The sequence below is a fragment of the Flavobacterium limnophilum genome, from assembly GCF_027111315.2.
Classification (GTDB): Bacteria; Bacteroidota; Bacteroidia; order Flavobacteriales; family Flavobacteriaceae; genus Flavobacterium; species Flavobacterium limnophilum.
This window is the reverse complement of sequence record NZ_CP114289.2, coordinates 1,361,682-1,381,135: the sequence shown is the minus strand read 5'-3', so window position 1 is coordinate 1,381,135 and position 19,454 is coordinate 1,361,682. Positions and strand designations below refer to the sequence as shown.

Here is a 19,454-nt window from a genome sequence, read left to right as displayed (position 1 = left end):
TATAAAAAAGTGCTTCAAAACTAAAGCACTTTTTCAAAGTATTAATTATTGCTACGATTCCCACCACCACTCCAAACCGGAAAACCATTTTTGTCTCTAAGTGTTAAAATGGTTTTACCTTTTTCAACAGTAACAGCAATGATTGTGGGAGCATTTTTATAGGTAATTTGAGATCCTTTCACGATGATAACATCGCCAATTCTAAATTTAATGGACTGATTGTCAAGATACCATTGTGGGCCAAGATGAACGGAATAGCTTTCTTTTTTAGCTATTTTTATAGTCAAATGAATACCATTTGACATTCCTTTGGTAGGAATTATTTTTTCGATACTGGTAATTGTGCCTTTTAATTCGACAATAGTTTTTGGATTAAAAAGACGGCTGTAACTATTGTTCCCAGACCATCCTCCGTTTCCTTGTTGCGCTAAACCCGCAAATGAAATGAGAAAAAATAGTATTGGAAATAAGAGTATTTTGAAATTTTTCATAATGCTAATTTATTTTCTATAGAATTTTAATTAAAATATGTATGCTGTAAATAAGACAATTTTAATAGTGTTTAAAGTTGAATTGTAAGGAATCAGGTGACGCAAGAATCACGTTGTAATTTAAGGATTAATTAGCTACTAAAATAATTTAAGTAATTACATTTCAGTAGTTTATATTCGGTATAAATTAAAAAAAGTATCAAAAAACAAATAGTAATTAAAGATAAAAAAAACTCTTATTTACCCCGCTCCTCGAAGTGTTCCATAAAAAGAAAAAGTTCATATAATTAGCAGGGTGCAATGTGTACGAAGTCGGGAGACTTCGCCAGCTTATAGTCGCATAGGTCTATAAAAAAGAAACGCAATCACAAAAAACAACAATTTCTCACCGCCTGCTCTCTCCAAACCACCATTTTGGTTTATATTGAATCTTTCTCAAGCCAAACTTTTTGATGGCGTGCTTTTCGATATGTGCCACCAAATCGGGAACAGAATCCGTCACAAAAAGTAATTTCATGTCTTCTGGACTAATGCTTTCGTGTTTGACCATCATGTCAATGTGTTCGCACAAATCTTTGTGGTATTCGGTGTCAAAAATCACGACAGGAAAGCCGGTAATCATGTTGTTTTGGATTAAAGTCAGGGCTTCAAACAATTCGTCGAGAGTGCCAATTCCACCCGGCATCACGATGAAAGCGAAGGAATATTTGACCAGAATCACTTTCCTGACAAAAAAATAGGGAATATAAATCCATTTGTGGAGATACTTGTTTGGTTTTTGCTCCACGGGCAGCACAATGTTGCAACCCACGGAATAACCACCGGCTTCAAAAGCGCCTTTGTTGGCCGCTTCCATAATTCCAGGACCACCACCCGTCATCACGGTAAAACCCAGTTTGGCCATGGCAGCGCCAATCTTTTCGGCATCTTTGTAATGATCCATTTCGGGACCAAAACGCGCCGACCCAAAAATGGTGACGCAAGGCCCTATAAAATGCATCTTTCGAAAAGCCCTAATAAAACTAAAAAGCACCTTGACAACAAAAAATAATTCTTCCAATCGGGACAATGGTTCTTGCACGAATGCCGACTCGGCTTTGGAAAGTCTGTATTTTGGAGGTTTCTTCATGGCAACCTTTAAGTTACTAATTAGTTTTTTTATAATCTCAATCGTTGCTTCATTTTATGCAAAAATCTTTCCTTTTATTGAAAATAAAATTGTAGGATTAATTGCAAGTGAGATAAAATGGGTATATTTGGGATTGAAAAAAAACATCCTTAGATAATGACATCTAAATATTGGCCAAATAGGTATGACTTTGTCAGACCTATCCATAAGTTGGCAGAAATTTAAATTCACAAATGAGAAAAATATTAATATTAATTTCACTTGCACTAACAAGTCAAGTTTTTAGTCAAAAAGTATTGTTTGACACATTAAAGGTAGATTCAAAAACCAAAATAATTGGAAGATATCCTCAATACGATAAAAGTAAAACATACGAAAAATATAATTTTATAATCGAAGACTCGGCTTCAATAGTTGAATTTATTAAAATTTTAAAATTGGGCGATGAAGTAAAAAATTCTTTTGAGACCCCAAATTTTATGTTAACTGTCATTAAAAATTATGATGAAATAGGTTCTTGGACAATAAATCCAACGCTAAAAAGTGCAATGACCCATGATGGTCATACATATAAATTTGATCTTAATCAAATTTCAAAATTGAATGAAAACAATTCTTTCGATTACTCATATGAGGAAAAGAGTTTCAGCAACAAAAGTGAGTATGTAAATTATTTAAAGCAACAGAAAAATAATCCAAAATTCTTATTTGATTATGCTCCTCAATTTAAGTTTGAAGGCAGCTTTGAAATCGGATTTAAAAAATCTGAACGATTCCCACATCCAAAGGCAATTAGCGAATATCTTAAACCCTATATAGAAAAAATAGTTAACTACGGTGAATACAACCTAGTATATATCGCCAATGAAAACAATAAAAAAAATAGAGAACAATTTACAATGACAATTTCAGGTTCTAAAAAATTGTTTGATAATCTTAAAATTGAAAAGTTGAAAAACGAGAATTGGCAACCAATAATCGAAGAAGGATATTTCTTTTATAAAAAATAAACTTCTGCTACCCCCGCTAGCGAGAGTTTATAGCTCGTGTAGCCAAACAATGTCAAACATAAGCAACAAATACAGAAAACAAAACAACTATGAAAAAAATTACCTTAATCCTAATCGCTTTTGCTTTCATCAATTGCAGCACACAAAAAAACAAGATCACGGATTACACCAACTACACTTTAAACGAATTGACCAACAAAAAAACAGAATTGGAACTGGAATCAAATTATGTGTTGGTCAATCATTATTTGGAACAAATAGAAAGGGGCGATATCGACCACATGGCACTGACTAAAATAGATATTGGTTTGGTTAATTTTTATTGGGAAAGTGTACCAGATTTAAAAATCTATCACAATATTTGGAAAGAAGCTTCATCAGAAGTAGATTTATTTGTTAAAAAATACGCTCCTGAAAAAAAAGAATTACTCGATCAATACCAAAATAAAGCCATAGATAAAGAGGAATATTTTAGAAAACATCGCGAAATTATGGCAAGATTGCGAGCAGATTATCCTAATGAATTTCCACAACTTTCAGAAAAGCATGTCAACAGCCTTAAAACAATGTGGAAATTAACTGGTAGATATATGCTGGAAGATTATAAAAAGAAGGAGAAACTTTTCCCAACTTACTGGATTCCGGAAAAAGATTTGGAAGATTCCAAAAACACAAAACAGTACAAAGCAATTAATCAAGAACTTTTGCTTGTAAACAAGCAAATGATAAAGAAATAAATATATAAAACAATATTTACAACTCTTCTACACGCAAAAAAATCAATCCTATCGGATTACAAACTGCGGAAATAAGCACTATTCAAACAATTATCAATATTTAACAACAAACAATAATGAAAAAAGTAATTTTAATTTTAATGATTTGTATGCCGTTGCTGATGGGGTATTCGCAGACCAAGCAAGAATCAATCAAGGAGTTGTTTCATGTAATGCAACAAGACTCCATAATGGACAAAATGTTTAACTCCATGATTCCTTCGATGATTAACCAAATGAAAAGCCAACATCCAATAAATGATTCATTGGCAAATGCCCGTTCCAATGAATTGATGAAAGCCACAATGCAAACCACTAAGGTGATTTTGAAGAAAATGATGGACGAAGATATGGTGGCATTGTACGACAAATACTTTTCCCAAAAAGAAATTAATGATTACATCGTTTTTTACAAATCACCGTCGGGCCAGAAATTCATTAAAGTGACACCCGATATTTCGAAAGATCTTATGGAAATTATGATGCAAAAATACATTCCCGAGATTCAAAATGCAATAAAAACAAAGGTCGAGGAAATGAAAATGTCCGAGAAAAAATAACCCTTTTAGGACTTGGCAATATTGAAGCTATGCCTAAACAAAATTAATTGAATACAAGCAAGAAACTTCTAATCGACTGTTTTCAACAGACGAGACATGGAGTACGAATGCTATAGAGATAAGCCTACTCAAAGCCCACTCAAAGCCTAGGTTGTGGTACCCCGCTCCTCGAAGTCTTCCTTAAAAAATAAACATCATTAAATTTAGGATTGCTCTGCGAAGTCTCCCGACTTCGTAGCTATTACAATAAGCAACAAACACAAGAAACAAAGGGAGACTCAAAAAATGGCAACAAATTGTAAAGGCAAATAGCAATGGGGACGAAGTCGGGAGACTTCGCACAGCATACAACAGATCGTAAGTTGTTTTTGGTGTCTTGGATTGCTCCCCGAAGTGTTCCATAAAAGAAAAAAGTTCTTAAAATTCTCAAGGTGCTGTGCAAAAATCCACTTCTTCTCCAACCCGAAAAATCCTTTCTGCAAGTATAAAAAATCGACTTTGCAACGAATAAGCCGTTTAAACAACGCAAAAAATGCAACGATAATTTATAAAATGCGACGAATAAAGTGTATATTCGCCGTAAAATTTGCAACGAATGACACTTTTTATCCATCAAAAAGACAATTGGCCCAATTTCACTTGGAATACTGATGAAGTAATCCATTTGTTGAGTGAGGCGAGAAATTTGCAAGGAAGACTCATAGGGAAAATGGAATCTTTGGGATTCGACCTAAGGAGTGAAGCCTTGCTTGACACATTGACACTTGATGTATTAAAATCATCAGAAATAGAAGGAGAATATTTGAATCCGGATCAAGTTCGTTCCTCTATCGCCCGCAAATTGGGGATGGAAATCGTTGGTTCTGTTGAGTCGGACAGGAATGTTGATGGTGTAGTCGAAATGCTATTGGATGCCACACAAAATTGCTTTGAACCGCTAATAGCCGAAAGACTATTCGATTGGCAGGCAGCATTATTCCCTACAGGAAGAAGCGGAATGTATAAAATTACTGTTGGCGATTGGCGAAAAGATACCACTGGGGCAATGCAAGTGGTGTCGGGAGCTTTGGGTAAGGAGAAAGTACATTTTCAAGCGCCAGATTCGATATTGGTCGAAAAAGAGATGAATCAGTTTTTAGATTGGTTCAATACTAATTCAAAAATAGATTTGGTACTAAAAGCAGCTATTGCCCACTTATGGTTTGTAACCATCCACCCATTTGAAGATGGAAATGGCAGGATAACAAGGGCGTTGACCGATATGGTATTGGCACAATCGGATAAAACGAATCAACGTTTTTATAGTATGTCTGCACAAATCCGAATAGAAAGAAAGCAGTATTATGAAATACTTGAAAAGACACAAAAAGGGAATCTTGATCTAACAGAATGGATGAGCTGGTTTTTGAACTGCCTGATACATTCTTTACAATCGACCGATGAAACATTGGTTAAAGTTTTATTCAAAGCCGACTTCTGGACTAAGCATTCCAAAACTTTGATCAATGAAAGACAGAAGAAACTTTTAAATAAATTATTGGACGGATTGGATGGAAAACTGACATCATCAAAATGGGCAAAGATTGCCAAATGCTCAAAAGATACTGCTATCCGAGACATAAATGATTTGATTGACAAAAATATGCTGCAAAAAGAAACTGCAGGAGGAAGAAGTACAAATTATGAAATAATGGAATGAGATTCTTGGCTGAAATGTTAGAAATTGAAAAATCATTTGGCAAAGCTGAAGCTAAAAATAAATAACTGTAATTAACCAAACCCCAAAAAAGGAAAAACAAAAACATTATTTTCCCCCAATTACCCGAAGTCTTTCTTGAAAAATAGTATTAAGTTCTAGGATTACTACGCAAAATCTCCCGACTTCGTAGCCATTCCCCCGCTACCCGAAGTCTTTCTTAAAAAATAGTATTAAATTCTATGATTGCTCTGCGAAGTCTCCCGACTTCGTAGCCATTCCAAAAAGCAACAAACGCAGGAACATAAAACAAAACTTTTAAATTGTAACGGCAAATAGCAATTGATACGAAGTCGGGAGACTTCGCCAGCTTATAGTCGCATAGGTCTATAAAAAAGAAACGCAATCACAAAAAACAACAATTTCTCACCGCCTGCTCTCTCCAAACCACCATTTTGGTTTATATTGAATCTTTCTCAAGCCAAACTTTTTGATGGCGTGCTTTTCGATATGTGCCACCAAATCGGGAACAGAATCCGTCACAAAAAGTAATTTCATGTCTTCTGGACTAATGCTTTCGTGTTTGACCATCATGTCAATGTGTTCGCACAAATCTTTGTGGTATTCGGTGTCAAAAATCACGACAGGAAAGCCGGCAATCATGTTGTTTTGGATTAAAGTCAGGGCTTCAAACAATTCGTCGAGAGTGCCAATTCCACCCGGCATCACGATGAAAGCGAAGGAATATTTGACCAGAATCACTTTCCTGACAAAAAAATAGGGAATATAAATCCATTTGTGGAGATACTTGTTTGGTTTTTGCTCCACGGGCAGCACAATGTTGCAACCCACGGAATAACCACCGGCTTCAAAAGCGCCTTTGTTGGCCGCTTCCATAATTCCAGGACCACCACCCGTCATCACGGTAAAACCCAGTTTGGCCATGGCAGCGCCAATCTTTTCGGCATCTTTGTAATGATCCATTTCGGGACCAAAACGCGCCGACCCAAAAATGGTGACGCAAGGCCCAATAAAATGCATTTTACGAAAAGCCCTAATAAAACTAAAAAGCACCTTGAAAACAAAAAATAATTCCTCCAATCGGGACAATGGTCCTTGCACGAATGCCGACTCGGCTTTGGAAAGTCTGTATTTTGGAGGTTTCTTCATGGCAACCCTAAAGTTACTAATTAGTTTTTATAACACTAAATGTCCGTGTCTTTTAATGCAAAAAATCTTTCCTTTTATTGAAAATAAAATTGTAGGATTAATTGCAAGTGAGATAAAATGGGTATATTTGGGATTTACAATAAAGTCTGAACGAAATAAAAACGATTCTTAATTTTTAACAACACCAACAATGAAAAAAGTAATTTTAGTTTTAATGATTTGTATTCCGTCCTTGATGGGGTATTCGCAGACCAAGCAAGAATCAATCAAGGAATTGTTTCATGTCATGCAACAAGACTCCATAATGGACAAAATGTTTAGTACAATGATTCCTTCGATGATTAACCAAATGAAAAGCCAACATCCAATAAATGATTCATTGGCAAATGCCCGTTCCAATGAATTGATGAAAGCCACAATGCAAACTACTAAGGTGATTTTGAAGAAAATGATGGACGAAGACATGGTGGCATTGTACGACAAATACTTTTCCCAAAAAGAAATTAATGATTACATCGCTTTCTACAAATCACCGTCGGGTCAGAAATTCATTAAAGTGACACCCGATATTTCAAAAGATCTTATGGAAATTATGATGCAAAAATACATTCCCGAGATTCAAAATGCAATAAAAACAAAGGTCGAGGAAATGAAAATGTCCGAGAAAAAATAACCCTTTTAGGACTCGGCAATATTGAAGCTATGCCTAAACAAAATTAATTAATACAAGCAAGAAACTTCTAATCGACTGTTTTCAACAGACGAGACATAGAGTACGAATACTATAGGGATAAGCCTACTCAAAGCCCACTCAAAGCCTAGGTTGTGGTACCCTAAAAAAAGCAGACAAGAACCGTTAATTCACTTTTTTATATGTCCAAACCGCGATTCCATTTAACGTAAACGCATAGAAAAAAATGATAAAAAAAGGTCTCGAAATATCCGAAAACGTGGCTCCTTTGAGCATTACCATTCGGATAATTTCCACAAAATAACGGATAGGATTGAGCAACGTCAGGTTTTGTGCCCATTGAGGCATACTTTCGATTGGGGTAAACAATCCGCTCATCAAGATGAAGATAACCGTGAAAAACCAGGCAATAAACATTGCCTGTTGTTGCGTGTCCGAATAGTTGGAAATAATTAATCCAATGCCGAGAATGACCAACAAATAAACCGAGGTAAAGAAATAAATCAAGCCAATGCTTCCTAAAATGGGAACGCTGAAAATGACTCGGGCAATGATCAGTCCAACGGTCAAAATCACCAAGCCCAACACCCAGAAAGGAAACAATTTCCCGACAATAAACTGGTATTTTCGAATGGGCGTCACGTTGATTTGTTCTAAAGTACCTATTTCTTTTTCGCGGACAATGTTCATCGAAGACAAAAACAGCGTGAGCATCGTAACCAACAACACCAAAATTCCCGGTACCATAAAAGTTTTATAATTCAGCGTGTTGTTGTACCAAAACGACGGAATCGTGACAATATTCACGGGCTGGACATAAGATACTTCGTTGTATTGATACAATTGCGTTTGGATCTTTTGATTAAAACCGTTGATGATTTGCGAAATATAGACACTCTCCACTCCTGCCGCCGCACCATCAATGGCGTTGATGCTTACCGATAGATTGGTTTTGTTTTCGGTAATTAAATCGCGCTCAAAATGATTGGGGATTTCGAGAATTACATCCACTTTCCCCGTTTGCATATTGAAATCGGCTTCTTTTTTGGAAGCAAAACTTTCGATGATGTTGAAATATTGCGAAGCCTCAAACTTTGAAACCAATTCCCTCGAAGCCACCGAATGGTCATTATCAATATACGAAAACTTGATGTTCTTAATCTCAAAACTCGCGGCATTCGACAGAATAAGCAATTGCACCAAAGGCAAAACAAATATAATAGGAAGCATTGCTTTATTTCTAAAGATTTGCCGGAACTCCTTTTGGATGATGAATAGTATTGTTTTCATAAATGGGACACGTATGACACGGATTTAGCTGATATTCATAGATTTTATTCTTGTCTTTCCTCTATCATCTTTATTCTTTTTTCTCTTTCCTATTCCAACCTTATTTTATATTTTTTGACGCTTATTACCAAGAAAAACACCGTCATTCCAACCAGAATCAAGGTTTCTTTCCAAATCACGTTTATTGTTGCTCCTTTCAATAAAATGGCTTTGATGATGATGATAAACCATTTGGCAGGCACAATGTTGCTGATGATTTGCAAGGGTATCGGCATACTCGAAATGGGAAAAATAAATCCCGAAAGGATGATTACTGGCAGCATCAATCCCATCAAGGACAGCATCATTGCGGTTTGTTGCGAATTGGAAACCGTCGAGATTAAGATGCCCAACGAAAGTGCTGTCGTGATAAACAAAACACTTTCGAATGCCAATAAAAACAGGTTGCCTTCAACAGGCATCTTGAACACAAAAAATCCCAAAAGCAAAATAATCGTGGCATTGATGATAGACAGAAAAATATACGGAAACACCTTGCCAATAATGACTTGAAAGGGTTTTAATGGCGAAACCAACAAGACTTCCATCGTGCCCAATTCCTTTTCTCTCGTAATCGAAATAGAGGTCATCATTGCCGAAACCAACATCAAAATAATAGTCATAACACCGGGAACAAAGTTGAAAACACTCTTCAATTCGGGATTGTAATACAATTGGGTTTGCGTTTGTATAAGATGACTGGGTTTGTTGTTTTTATTGATTTCCTGGGTGTAATTCTGCAAAATGGCGTTGACATAATTCGCAATCGTGTTGGCAATATTCGGGTCGGTGGCATCCGTAATCACTTGCACTTTGGCGTGTTTGAGTGTTTGCAAGTTTTCACCAAAATCAGTCTCAAATACCAAGACGGCTTTTATTTTTCCTTTTTTGAAAACGCTTTCGATTTGGTTTTCATTGACAATATCCTGTTCGATGTTAAAATACTTGGAAGCACTGATTTTGTTGATTATTTTCTGCGTTTCACTATCCTTGGATTTGTCCAAAATGGCAATGTTCACGTTGTTGATTTCGTTGGTAATGGCAAAACCAAACAACATAATTTGGGCAATGGGCATCCCGAAAAGTATAAACATAGTCCGCTTGTCACGAAAAATGTGATAGAATTCTTTTGTTACAAAACCGATGAATCTTTTCATTTTAAAAAGTTTGCCACGAAGACACAAAGCCTCGAAGTTTTTTATTTTTTATTCTACTTTTCTTGTCAAGTCGAGCCATTCAACTTCGCTCAAGACAGGCAAATATCAAGACTCCGTGTTGGGTCTCGACTGCTCTCGACCTGACAACTATTTTCTGTCTTAATACTTAATACTCAAATCTTAATACTATTCCACATTTCTCGCCAACTTCAAGAACACCTCATTCATTGACGCCACATTGTATTGCTTTTTCAAGTTCTTTGGAGTGTCAAGTGCTTCAATGCTTCCTTCAACCATAATGGAAACGCGGTCGCAATATTCGGCTTCGTCCATATAATGCGTGGTCACGAAAATGGTGGTTCCTTTGTGTGCTTCGGCATAAATCATTTCCCAAAATTGCCTTCTCGTAATGGGATCGACTCCGCCAGTTGGTTCGTCCAGAAACACTATTTTCGGTTCGTGCAACAAGGCAACCGAGAAAGACAATTTCTGTTTCCAACCCAAAGGCAAGGAACCAACCAGTTTATCAACTGAATTTTCTAGTCCCAATTGGGTTACCAACTGCGTAGTTTTTTCCTTGATTTGAATTCTACTCAAACCATAAATCCCACCAAAAAAAGTGATGTTTTCCTTGATGGTCAAATCGTCGTACATCGAAAACTTTTGGCTCATGTAACCGATGCTTCTCTTGACCATTTCCGTATTGGTTTTCACGTCAAATCCCGCCACCAAAGCCTCTCCCGAACTAGGTTTCGAAATCCCGATAAGCATTTTCATCGCAGTGGTTTTTCCGGCACCATTGGCACCAAGGAATCCAAAAATTTCACCTTTATATACGTCAAAAGAAATACTGTTGACCGCCGTGAAGCTGCCAAATTGCTTGGTTAGATTTTGAACTGCTATGATTTTCTCTTTGTTCATTTAATTTTTTTTAGCCACAGATTATTAAGGATTTCGTCTCTTCGAGTGATTTTAAATAGTAATGCGACAGCTTTACTATTAAAATTGTATCGAGAAGTTGATGATAGTAAAGTTCTCGATACATTTTATTAAAAAAAGCTATCGCATTTTTTAATAGAAACACTCGAAGAGACGAACGGGTTATTATTACAGACAATCTGCGGCAATCCGTTTCATCCATATGTCATTTTACAAATCCATAAAAACGTCTTCAACTGTTGGTTTTGAGACACTAATTTCAATTTCAGAATGCTTGTTCTTTTCAAGATATGCCGTCAAATCCTTTGAATCAAAATCGTCTTTCTTGTCAATATAATGAATGTATTCCCCAAAGGCAAAAACGCTGTATTGACTGGGATACTTTTTCAAATCCAGAATCAATTGGTGCATATTTTCGGTTCGAACATCATAAATAACTTTGTCGTAATTTTTGATGATATTCTCTGGTGAATCAATTTTCAAAATACTCCCTTTTTGGATTAAGGCAATTCGGTCACACAAAGCTGCTTCATCCATATAAGGCGTTGAAACCAAAATCGTGATGCCTTTTTGTTGCAATCTTTTCAGCATTTCCCAAAATTCTTTACGGGAAACAGGGTCAACTCCAGTAGTCGGTTCGTCGAGAAACAAGACCTTTGGTTTGTGGATCAAGGCACAACACAAAGCCAGTTTCTGCTTCATTCCTCCCGATAGTGCTCCTGCTCTTCTCGTTTTGAAAGGTTCAATTTGAACGTAAATATCCTTTATTAAATCGTAATTTTCTTCAATCGTCGTTCCAAAAATGGTGGCAAAAAAAGTCAAGTTTTCCTCGACGGATAAATCTTGGTACAAAGAAAACTTTCCGGGCATATATCCCACCGAATTCCGAATGGATTTATACTCTTTCACTACATCACGACCAGCGACTGTTGCCGAACCTTCATTGGCCAATAGAAGTGTGGTCAAAATCCTGAAAATAGTGGTTTTTCCCGCTCCGTCAGGACCTATTAGTCCAAACAATTCCCCTTCCTTTACTTCAAAAGAAATGGCTTCAACAGCTTTGATTTTGTTGTAGGATTTGGAGATATTTTGGACTTGGATGCTCATTATTTAATCACTAATAAATTACTGTCTTCATTAGCATCTACCCAATGTTTTACATTGGCTTCAATATTTACGTAATCTCCTGATTTCAATTCAATTGATTTCCCTTTTTCATCTTGAAAAACAGCATCTCCGGATATGCAAACTAGCAAAGCAGGAACTTTTGTAATGTGTTCTTTTAATTGTCCGCCCGACGCAATTTGCAATGAAATCACTTTAGATTCAGTAGGTTCGAATACTACTTTTGTTTGAACGGGTTTATCCTCTGTATGTAAATTTTTCAAGTTCATAATTGTTTTTTTTAAATTATTTAATCCACATTTCGGCAGGCATTCCTATTTTCAAACTGCCGTCGTTTTTCACTGTAACTTTCACAGCATAAACCAAGTTCACTCGTTCTTCCTTGGTTTGAACAATTTTCGGGGTGAATTCGGCCGATGAAGCAATCCAGGAAATCGTTCCTTGATAAGATTTCATCTCTTTTTCGGCATCAATTTTTATGGTCACGTTTTGACCCACTTTTATTTGGGGCAATTGGGTTTCACCGACATAAATGCGCAAGGTCATTTCCGAAATATCGGCAATTTTATAAATGGGTTTCCCAAAAGCGGTCACTTCGTTGGGTTCGGCATATTTGGCCAAAACCGTTCCTTTTATGGGGTTGATGATTTTGCTTTTCTGGATTTGGTAGTTGATTTTTTCGATTTGCACCTCAATCGATTTTACTTCGTTGACGATGGGTGCGTTTTGGGTTTCCACGCTTTTTATTTGTTCTTGAATAACACTCACTTTCCCGTCAATTTCATCCACTTGACGTTTGGTGGCGGCATTTTCGGCAAACATATTTTGGATTCTTTTTTTCTCAATTTGGGCTGTTTTCAATTGTTCCTGCAAGACTTTAATTTGCGACAAAACATTGGCAGATTTGGAATAAACGGTACTTTTCGAAGCCATCAATTGTTGTTTGTTGAAATACAATTGGGTGGTATCAATCAAACCCACTTGAGTTTTTGGTTCCAAAATATCTCCTTCTTCGAGTTTCAGATATTCGATTTTTCCGTTGGCTTCCGCCGAAATAGTGACTTCGGTGGCTTCAAAATTCCCGTAACCATCGGCTTTATCGTTGTTCTTGTTGCAGGAAACTAAACTTGCCAGAATTATAAGTGTGATTATTTTTTTCATATTTCTATTTTTGCATCTTTGTCAAAGTTCAAACTTTGACAAAGATTGTTGATTGTTAATTTCCTTTTACTACTTGATAATTTGCCTTGGCCAATGCCAGTTGGATTTCGTGCAACTTTTGATTGGTCTTGGCCTCATATAAATTCGTGAATTCCACCAAATATTCGGAAGTCGTAATCACGCCATTTTTCAATTGGGCATTTGCCGATTTTTCGACATATTCCCTCAAACCGATAATTTCCGTATCGGTTTTGATGATTTCCTCGGACTTCTTGATTTCATTGCCCATTTCCTGCAATTGCAAGGAATTGTTGAGCAAAAAGGTTTCTTTTTCGGTGGCCACAATATCGGCTGAAACTGTCAAGGCATCTTTTTCGGCTTTCGATTTGTTCCAGTCAAAGACATTCCAATTGGCCCTCAATCCCACCATCAAAATGGGTTGATATGAATTATCGACCATATTCAATCCCGGATTTCCATAACCTGCAATTCCAAAAGCATTTATTTTGGGCAAATTATTTTTGGAAATAACTATCTTGGAGGCTTCAATTTGTTGGTCTTGCAATTCAAAATATTTCAATTCTGGACGATTGTTTTGGGAAGTTTCGTCCGCAATTAGGATTGGCTTTTGCAAAGTTGTCGTTTCTGGAACATACGTATAAGTCAAGGAAGAAAGATTTTCAAACAATCGTTTTTTGTCGAATTGAATCTCCGAAAGTTGCTGTTTAATTTTCAGGTTTTCAGCTTCCAATACTTTTTCCGAGGCTGGAAGAATGGCGCCATATTGAATTCCCGACTTGACCTCTTTTATTTTGGAAACCAATTGATCTTGTTTGGAAACCAGGATTTCTTTTCGTTCCTGCAATAGCAAAATCGAGAAATACAACTGGTTAATTCGGGTCTTGATTTGGTACAAACTGACTTCAACTTGCTGTTGTTGCGTTTTGGTTTGTGCTTCTTTTAGTTTGGTGTTGGCATCAATCAATCCGCCATTGTAAATGAGTTGGTTAACGTCAAAATTCGCTCGGTATTGATCTTTATTTAAGGGTTTTAGAATTGGATTTGGAATCGTGGTCACTTGATTTTGGTAGCTTCCTTGGGCCACCAAATCTATTTTGGGGAGTTTTCCGGTTTGCAAAGCATTGACTTCGTAATCGGATTTTTGTTGCAATAATTCAATTTGTTTGGCAATGGGATAATTTTTATTGGCCAAAGCATAACAATCTTCCAAGGTCAATGATTGCTGTGCATTGGAAAAAAACGCAGCCAATAAAAAGGATGTAAATACTATTCGTCTCATCTTTTAATGGAATTTATGATTTGTTCGGCGATGCTGGTTTTTCGCTCTTCCATCATCGCATTAAACTCTTTGTCGGAAATTTGAAGCATTCCTTTAATCATCATTTGGGCGGCAAAAGGAAAAACCGTCATCGAAATCAGGTTCATTAAAAGCTGCTTCGGATGGATGGTTTTGATGATACCGCTGGCGATTTCTTTTTCGATTTGAGCAATCAATAATGTGGGATTGGGTCTGTTTTCATTCGTTAAAAACGACATTACAAACTCGGGATTGTTGTTCATTTCCTGGATTACAAATTGGGGCAAATAAGGATTCAGCATTACAAATGAAATATAACTATGGGTAAATTTCCTGATTTTGTCAAAAATAGAATCTTCAGAATTGAAAATCTCGTTTATTTGAGGTGCCAATTGACTGAAGGCATTCATAAAAACGGCTTGAAACAGCAACTCTTTGTTCTTGAAACAATAGTGCAGCATCGCTTTGTTGATACCGGCTTCATCTGCTATTTCCTGCATTCTGGCACCTGCAAAACCTTTCTTTTGGAAAACAATTCTGGCGGCATTGAATATTTTTTCTTCGGTTGTCATCTTGATTTAACTATACGGTTTAACCATTTGGTTAACAAAGATAAATAAAAAAAGTATTCCGTTATGAAATACTTTGAATTATAACAATTATTTCTTTTGCAACTCAATAAACAACTCGGAATTGGCTCGTGGCTTGATTGAGTTTTGGCACATATCCATATGCAAAAACTCGAAATGTTTATTAAAAAGCAATTCATATTCAGCTTTGCTTCCGCCAAAAGGTGGGCCTCCTTCAAATGTTTTATTGAACAACAAGCCTGCTATTTTCCCTTTTTCAGCCAAAAGTTGGTACATTTTCGACACATATTCTTGACGCATTTCCGGAGGCAAAGCACAGAAAAAAGTCTGTTCGATAATCAAATCGTATTTTCCTTGATGGACAAAGAAATCGCCCAACACAATTTTGATATTGGGATTGTTCTTGAATTTTTCAAGAAGTTTATCTACCAATGTTGGCGCAATATCAATCAGGGTAACATTGTTAAATCCTTGTTGCAAGAGATATTCGGCTTCATAAGTGTTGCCGCAACCGGGAATCAAAATACTTATATTTTTGTCTTCTAAAGTGTCAATGTATGCTTTTATGGGTGGTGAAACTTGTCCTAAATCCCAACCCGTGGCATTGGAAGTGTATTGCTTGTCCCAATATTCTTGATCTAAGCGTTTTTCATTGCTCATAGTATTCCATTTTGTAATCGCCGACGTGTTTTTCGTTATCGTGAATCATCTTTTTATGTTTAAAATAATTGAACACGCCAATTAAAAAAAGTATAAAAGAACTGGTGAAAAAGAAGATTTCGATACCAAAACTATATTCCACTTTCAGTAAACTTTCCAAACTTAAACCCGCAATGAAAAAGTACATTGATGTTCGCAAAAACGCCAAAAATGTCGATTGATTGGCTAAGACAGTTCTTTGCAAAGCCAATCGTTCTCTTAAAATAAGGTCTTTATTAATTTGTTTTTCAAGCATTTATTCTTTCTTTTTGGAAGTGGATAATCCAAAAGGAACATACAAGGGGCAAAAACTGATGAAACTCGTGATTAAAAAGATAATTGCGAAAGCCAACAAAATTAGTGCAGTTGTTCCGCTAATAGTTTCCGTGAAGTATAAAACGGCTATTACCAATGCAATAAGAGTGCGGATAATCTTGTCTGTGGAACCCATGTTTTTTTTCATGATTTTTAAATTTAATTGGTTAAAAATAGTATGATTATTTTGGTGTTTTTACAAACATATTGAATAATAATCCGCCCATTAAAGCACCGTATAACGAGCTGTTCAAGGGTTTTGAAGTGATGGAACAGGTTCCGGAAGCACAACCTACATAATAGTAGTACAGATAGCCCGCAATTGCCCCAACGACTATTCCTATTCCGGTAATCATGATTGCTTTCTTGGTCATTAGTTGCTTTTTTCCACAATGTTTTTAATGATTTCTTCCTTGGTCAAAACGCCGGATTGTCGCCATAACTGCTTTCCGTTTTGAAATAAAATCATGGTGGGAACACCGCGAACTTGATATTTGGTAGACAATGCCTGATTTTTGTCCACATCAATTTTTAATATGGTAATGCGCTCTCCCAAACTGTCTTTCACCTCTTTTAAAACGGGAGCCAACATCTTGCATGGTCCACACCAAGTGGCAAAAAAATCAATTAAAACCGGCTTTTCCGATTGGATGATATTTTCGAAACTAGTACTCATTTTTTAGAATATTTATGGTTAGGAATCGCACAACCATTTGGCCCACAGCCTAAATTGAAAACCGCTTGAAATAAAAAGAACAAACCAAAGGCAATAAAAAACCATTCCCGAGTGGTATATGCTTGAACAAACAAAAACAATGCAAAAGCCAATCTCAGCCAACGCATCGCATGCCAATTTGAAAACAGTAATTGTTTCATCTTATTTCAATTTATTTCAACGTTGTCGGACAAACAAAATTGGTTGTTTTTATGGATGTTTTTTTGATAGCATTGAATCCGCCAGCCACGTTAATTACGTTGTGATAGCCTCGGGCTTTTAAGATTGAAGCCGCAATCATCGAACGATAACCGCCGGCACAATGCAAATAGAATTCTTCTTCTTTCGGAAATTCGGCTAAATGGTCGTTGATGGTGTCCAAAGGTGTCGAAGGAACGTCAGTTATGTGTTCTGCAGCGTATTCTCCGTCTTTTCGAACGTCAAAAACGGGTATTTTTTGATGTTCTTCCCCTGCTTCTTCCAATACTTCCTCCAGCATTCCTGCCGAAACCGAGCTGACGGTATCGTATTCCAAGCCTTCGTTTTTCCAGGTGTCGAAACCTCCTTTTAGATAGCCTAAAGTATTGTCATAACCCACTCGTGCCAGTCTCAGGATGCTTTCCTCTTCCCTGCCCAACGGAGCGATTAAAAGAATTGGTTGCTTAATGTCGGGAATCAAAGCCCCAACCCAAGGAGCAAAATCGCCATCGATTCCTATGAAAATGGATTTAGGAATGTGTCCTTTGGCATAATCATCCTGATGGCGTACATCCAGGATTACCGTGTCGATTTCATTGGCCACCATTTCAAAGGCTTCGGCATCATAGGCAACGGCATCCCTGATAATGTCTTCCACGTTTTCATAGCCTTCTTTATTGAGTTTGGCATTCAACGGGAAATAAAGGGGCGGAGGCAATAATCCATCGGTGACTTCCTGGATGAATTCTTTCTTGGTCATGTTGGCACGAAGCGCATAGTTGACCTGTTTTTGTTCGCCAATGGTACCCACGGTTTCCTTGCTCAAATTTTTTCCGCAAGCACTTCCTGCACCGTGCGCTGGATAAACAATCACGTCATCGGCCAAAGTCATTACCTTGGTTCTCAAACTATCGAATAAAATGCCGGCCAGTTCTTCCTTGGTCATGTTGGACACTTTTTGTGCCAAATCAGGACGCCCCACGTCACCCAAAAACAAGGTGTCACCGCTAAAAAGAGCATAATCCTTGCCGTCTTTGTCTTTTAAGAGATAACAGGAACTTTCCAGGGTGTGTCCCGGCGTGTGCAAAACAGTAATGGTAATTTCGCCCAATTGAAAAACTTCGCCATCTTTGGCAATATGAGCCTCGAACTTGGTCTTTGCAGTGGGGCCATAAATTATTGGAGCGCCCGTTTTCTCGGCCAAAGTGACATGGCCGCTTACGAAATCGGCATGGAAATGGGTTTCAAAAATATATTTGATTTTGGCATTATCCTTATTGGCTCTGTCAATATACGGTTGCACTTCACGCAACGGATCAATAATGGCCACTTCTCCATTACTCTCGATATAATATGCACCTTGCGCCAAACAACCTGTATAAATTTGTTCTATTTTCATCTTTCAAAGTGTATTTATAATGTAAATTTATTTAATTTTTCTATTGCATTTCATTTCAATAACAACAATTTAGGAAATTATTATGACCAAAAAAGCTCTCTCAGGATAATATAAATTCCCATGGCGAGCACAAACCAACCAAAACCGGTTTTTAGTTTTTCTTCTTTCATCTTTTTGGAAATAAAATTCCCAATAAAAATCCCCACGATTGATGCCACCGTGAAGAACAGCAACAACTCCCAATCAATGACTTGATTTCCCATAATGTCTCCCGTAAAGCCAATCAACGATTGGGAAGAAACTATGAAAAGGGAAGTTCCAACAGCCATTTTCATGGGTGTTTTTGTCAACAACAACAAAGTGGGAACAATCAAGAATCCACCGCCAGCCCCGACAAATCCCGAAAGCAATCCGATAAGAATTCCCATCAAGGTTATCCTGAAATAATTGAGTTTTTCATTCTCGATAATTGCTTTTTCCTTAAACGGTTTTATCATCCTAACGGAAGCAACAACCATTACAACCGCAAAAACAACCATAATCAGGATGGACTTGCTCAACGTGAAATTCTCGGTCGAAAAGATAATCTCGGGGATTTTGGGCACGAGTATTTTTCGAGTCATAAAGACCGAAATTACCGCCGGGATTCCAAACAAAACTACCTTTTTGAAATCCACCAATTGTTGCTTGGCTTTGTGAATTCCACCTACCAAAGAGGTCGTGCCAATGACAAACAAAGAATAAGCAGTAGCCAATACGGGTTCAATGCCCATCACGTAAACCAAAATAGGAACCGAAAGTATGGATCCGCCACTGCCCAGCATTCCCAATGTCATGCCGACAAAAACGGCCAAAACGTATCCGATTGTTTGAGAGGTTTCCATTTATACAATTTTCAGGTACAAAAATAGGATTATTTTATCCCCAAATCTGTAACAAATGTTACCTCACAGGGTATTCTCTTTAAAAAAAAGAAAAAATTAGCC

At 37.0% G+C, this 19,454-nt stretch carries 24 protein-coding genes; 5 read left to right on the top strand and 19 right to left on the bottom strand.

What is annotated here, in order from left to right; all coding sequences use genetic code 11:
* Nucleotides 1–41: 41 nt before the first annotated feature.
* Nucleotides 42–491 carry a MamS/MamX family magnetosome protein gene (locus OZP13_RS05680; protein WP_281298951.1) on the bottom strand — a complete coding sequence of 150 codons (450 nt, stop codon included), beginning with the start codon at nucleotides 489–491 and terminating at the stop codon, nucleotides 42–44.
* A 385-nt stretch (nucleotides 492–876) separates the two neighbouring features.
* Entirely contained in the window at nucleotides 877–1,620 is a 744-nt protein-coding gene (locus OZP13_RS05675; protein ID WP_281298950.1) for an LOG family protein, read from the bottom strand.
* 233 nt (nucleotides 1,621–1,853) lie between these two features.
* On the opposite strand from OZP13_RS05675, the gene OZP13_RS05670 reads away from it, so the two are divergent.
* The 4 genes from OZP13_RS05670 to OZP13_RS05655 all read left to right on the top strand — a co-directional run bounded on the left by OZP13_RS05670 (nucleotide 1,854) and on the right by OZP13_RS05655 (nucleotide 5,665).
* Nucleotides 1,854–2,630: a protein kinase family protein gene (locus OZP13_RS05670; protein ID WP_281298949.1), complete on the top strand. Its 777-nt coding sequence runs from the start codon at nucleotides 1,854–1,856 to the stop codon at nucleotides 2,628–2,630.
* Nucleotides 2,631–2,719: 89 nt separating this feature from the next.
* Complete coding sequence (locus OZP13_RS05665; RefSeq protein WP_281298948.1) at nucleotides 2,720–3,367, top strand: hypothetical protein; 648 nt, start codon at nucleotides 2,720–2,722, stop codon at nucleotides 3,365–3,367.
* Nucleotides 3,368–3,483: 116 nt separating this feature from the next.
* Nucleotides 3,484–3,966, top strand: a complete 483-nt coding sequence (locus OZP13_RS05660; protein WP_281298947.1) for a DUF2059 domain-containing protein — start codon at nucleotides 3,484–3,486, stop codon at nucleotides 3,964–3,966.
* 595 nt (nucleotides 3,967–4,561) lie between these two features.
* Nucleotides 4,562–5,665, top strand: a complete 1,104-nt coding sequence (locus OZP13_RS05655) for a Fic family protein (protein ID WP_281298946.1) — start codon at nucleotides 4,562–4,564, stop codon at nucleotides 5,663–5,665.
* Nucleotides 5,666–6,088: 423 nt separating this feature from the next.
* On the opposite strand, the gene OZP13_RS05650 is transcribed toward OZP13_RS05655, so the two are convergent.
* A complete protein-coding gene (locus OZP13_RS05650) occupies nucleotides 6,089–6,832 on the bottom strand; it encodes an LOG family protein (protein WP_281298945.1) in 744 nt (247 codons plus the stop codon).
* Between the two features lie 190 nt (nucleotides 6,833–7,022).
* On the opposite strand from OZP13_RS05650, the gene OZP13_RS05645 reads away from it, so the two are divergent.
* Complete coding sequence (locus OZP13_RS05645) at nucleotides 7,023–7,505, top strand: DUF2059 domain-containing protein (protein ID WP_281298944.1); 483 nt, start codon at nucleotides 7,023–7,025, stop codon at nucleotides 7,503–7,505.
* A gap of 183 nt (nucleotides 7,506–7,688) precedes the next feature.
* On the opposite strand, the gene OZP13_RS05640 is transcribed toward OZP13_RS05645, so the two are convergent.
* From OZP13_RS05640 to OZP13_RS05565, 16 genes are all read right to left on the bottom strand, one after another.
* Nucleotides 7,689–8,813 (bottom strand): ABC transporter permease, encoded by a 1,125-nt coding sequence (locus tag OZP13_RS05640; RefSeq protein WP_269242854.1) that lies wholly within the window; start codon nucleotides 8,811–8,813, stop codon nucleotides 7,689–7,691.
* 89 nt (nucleotides 8,814–8,902) lie between these two features.
* Nucleotides 8,903–10,009 (bottom strand): ABC transporter permease, encoded by a 1,107-nt coding sequence (locus OZP13_RS05635; protein ID WP_281298943.1) that lies wholly within the window; start codon nucleotides 10,007–10,009, stop codon nucleotides 8,903–8,905.
* A gap of 186 nt (nucleotides 10,010–10,195) precedes the next feature.
* Nucleotides 10,196–10,930, bottom strand: a complete 735-nt coding sequence (locus tag OZP13_RS05630; protein WP_281298942.1) for an ABC transporter ATP-binding protein — start codon at nucleotides 10,928–10,930, stop codon at nucleotides 10,196–10,198.
* Between the two features lie 228 nt (nucleotides 10,931–11,158).
* Entirely contained in the window at nucleotides 11,159–12,055 is an 897-nt protein-coding gene (locus tag OZP13_RS05625; RefSeq protein WP_281298941.1) for an ABC transporter ATP-binding protein, read from the bottom strand.
* Complete coding sequence (locus tag OZP13_RS05620) at nucleotides 12,055–12,342, bottom strand: cupin domain-containing protein (protein ID WP_269242850.1); 288 nt, start codon at nucleotides 12,340–12,342, stop codon at nucleotides 12,055–12,057. The genes OZP13_RS05625 and OZP13_RS05620 overlap by 1 nt, the downstream gene beginning before the upstream one ends.
* 16 nt (nucleotides 12,343–12,358) lie before the next feature.
* Nucleotides 12,359–13,234 carry an HlyD family secretion protein gene (locus OZP13_RS05615; RefSeq protein WP_269242849.1) on the bottom strand — a complete coding sequence of 292 codons (876 nt, stop codon included), beginning with the start codon at nucleotides 13,232–13,234 and terminating at the stop codon, nucleotides 12,359–12,361.
* Between the two features lie 55 nt (nucleotides 13,235–13,289).
* A complete protein-coding gene (locus tag OZP13_RS05610) occupies nucleotides 13,290–14,534 on the bottom strand; it encodes a TolC family protein (protein ID WP_281298940.1) in 1,245 nt (414 codons plus the stop codon).
* A complete protein-coding gene (locus OZP13_RS05605) occupies nucleotides 14,531–15,124 on the bottom strand; it encodes a TetR/AcrR family transcriptional regulator (RefSeq protein ID WP_269242845.1) in 594 nt (197 codons plus the stop codon). The genes OZP13_RS05610 and OZP13_RS05605 overlap by 4 nt, the downstream gene beginning before the upstream one ends.
* A gap of 87 nt (nucleotides 15,125–15,211) precedes the next feature.
* Nucleotides 15,212–15,802, bottom strand: a complete 591-nt coding sequence (locus tag OZP13_RS05600) for a methyltransferase domain-containing protein (protein WP_281298939.1) — start codon at nucleotides 15,800–15,802, stop codon at nucleotides 15,212–15,214.
* On the bottom strand, nucleotides 15,792–16,097 hold the full coding sequence (locus tag OZP13_RS05595; protein WP_269242841.1) for a DUF202 domain-containing protein: 306 nt from the start codon (nucleotides 16,095–16,097) through the stop codon (nucleotides 15,792–15,794). The genes OZP13_RS05600 and OZP13_RS05595 overlap by 11 nt, the downstream gene beginning before the upstream one ends.
* Complete coding sequence (locus tag OZP13_RS05590) at nucleotides 16,098–16,304, bottom strand: YgaP family membrane protein (RefSeq protein ID WP_281298938.1); 207 nt, start codon at nucleotides 16,302–16,304, stop codon at nucleotides 16,098–16,100. It lies immediately after the preceding gene.
* Between the two features lie 34 nt (nucleotides 16,305–16,338).
* Complete coding sequence (locus OZP13_RS05585) at nucleotides 16,339–16,530, bottom strand: DUF6132 family protein (protein ID WP_269242839.1); 192 nt, start codon at nucleotides 16,528–16,530, stop codon at nucleotides 16,339–16,341.
* Complete coding sequence (gene trxA / locus OZP13_RS05580; RefSeq protein ID WP_281298937.1) at nucleotides 16,530–16,832, bottom strand: thioredoxin; 303 nt, start codon at nucleotides 16,830–16,832, stop codon at nucleotides 16,530–16,532. Before trxA ends, OZP13_RS05585 begins: the two co-directional genes overlap by 1 nt.
* Entirely contained in the window at nucleotides 16,829–17,032 is a 204-nt protein-coding gene (locus OZP13_RS05575; RefSeq protein WP_281298936.1) for a hypothetical protein, read from the bottom strand. The genes trxA and OZP13_RS05575 overlap by 4 nt, the downstream gene beginning before the upstream one ends.
* 11 nt (nucleotides 17,033–17,043) lie before the next feature.
* Nucleotides 17,044–18,468 carry an MBL fold metallo-hydrolase gene (locus OZP13_RS05570; protein WP_281298935.1) on the bottom strand — a complete coding sequence of 475 codons (1,425 nt, stop codon included), beginning with the start codon at nucleotides 18,466–18,468 and terminating at the stop codon, nucleotides 17,044–17,046.
* Nucleotides 18,469–18,548: 80 nt separating this feature from the next.
* Nucleotides 18,549–19,352 carry a sulfite exporter TauE/SafE family protein gene (locus tag OZP13_RS05565; protein WP_281298934.1) on the bottom strand — a complete coding sequence of 268 codons (804 nt, stop codon included), beginning with the start codon at nucleotides 19,350–19,352 and terminating at the stop codon, nucleotides 18,549–18,551.
* Nucleotides 19,353–19,454 lie beyond the last annotated feature (102 nt).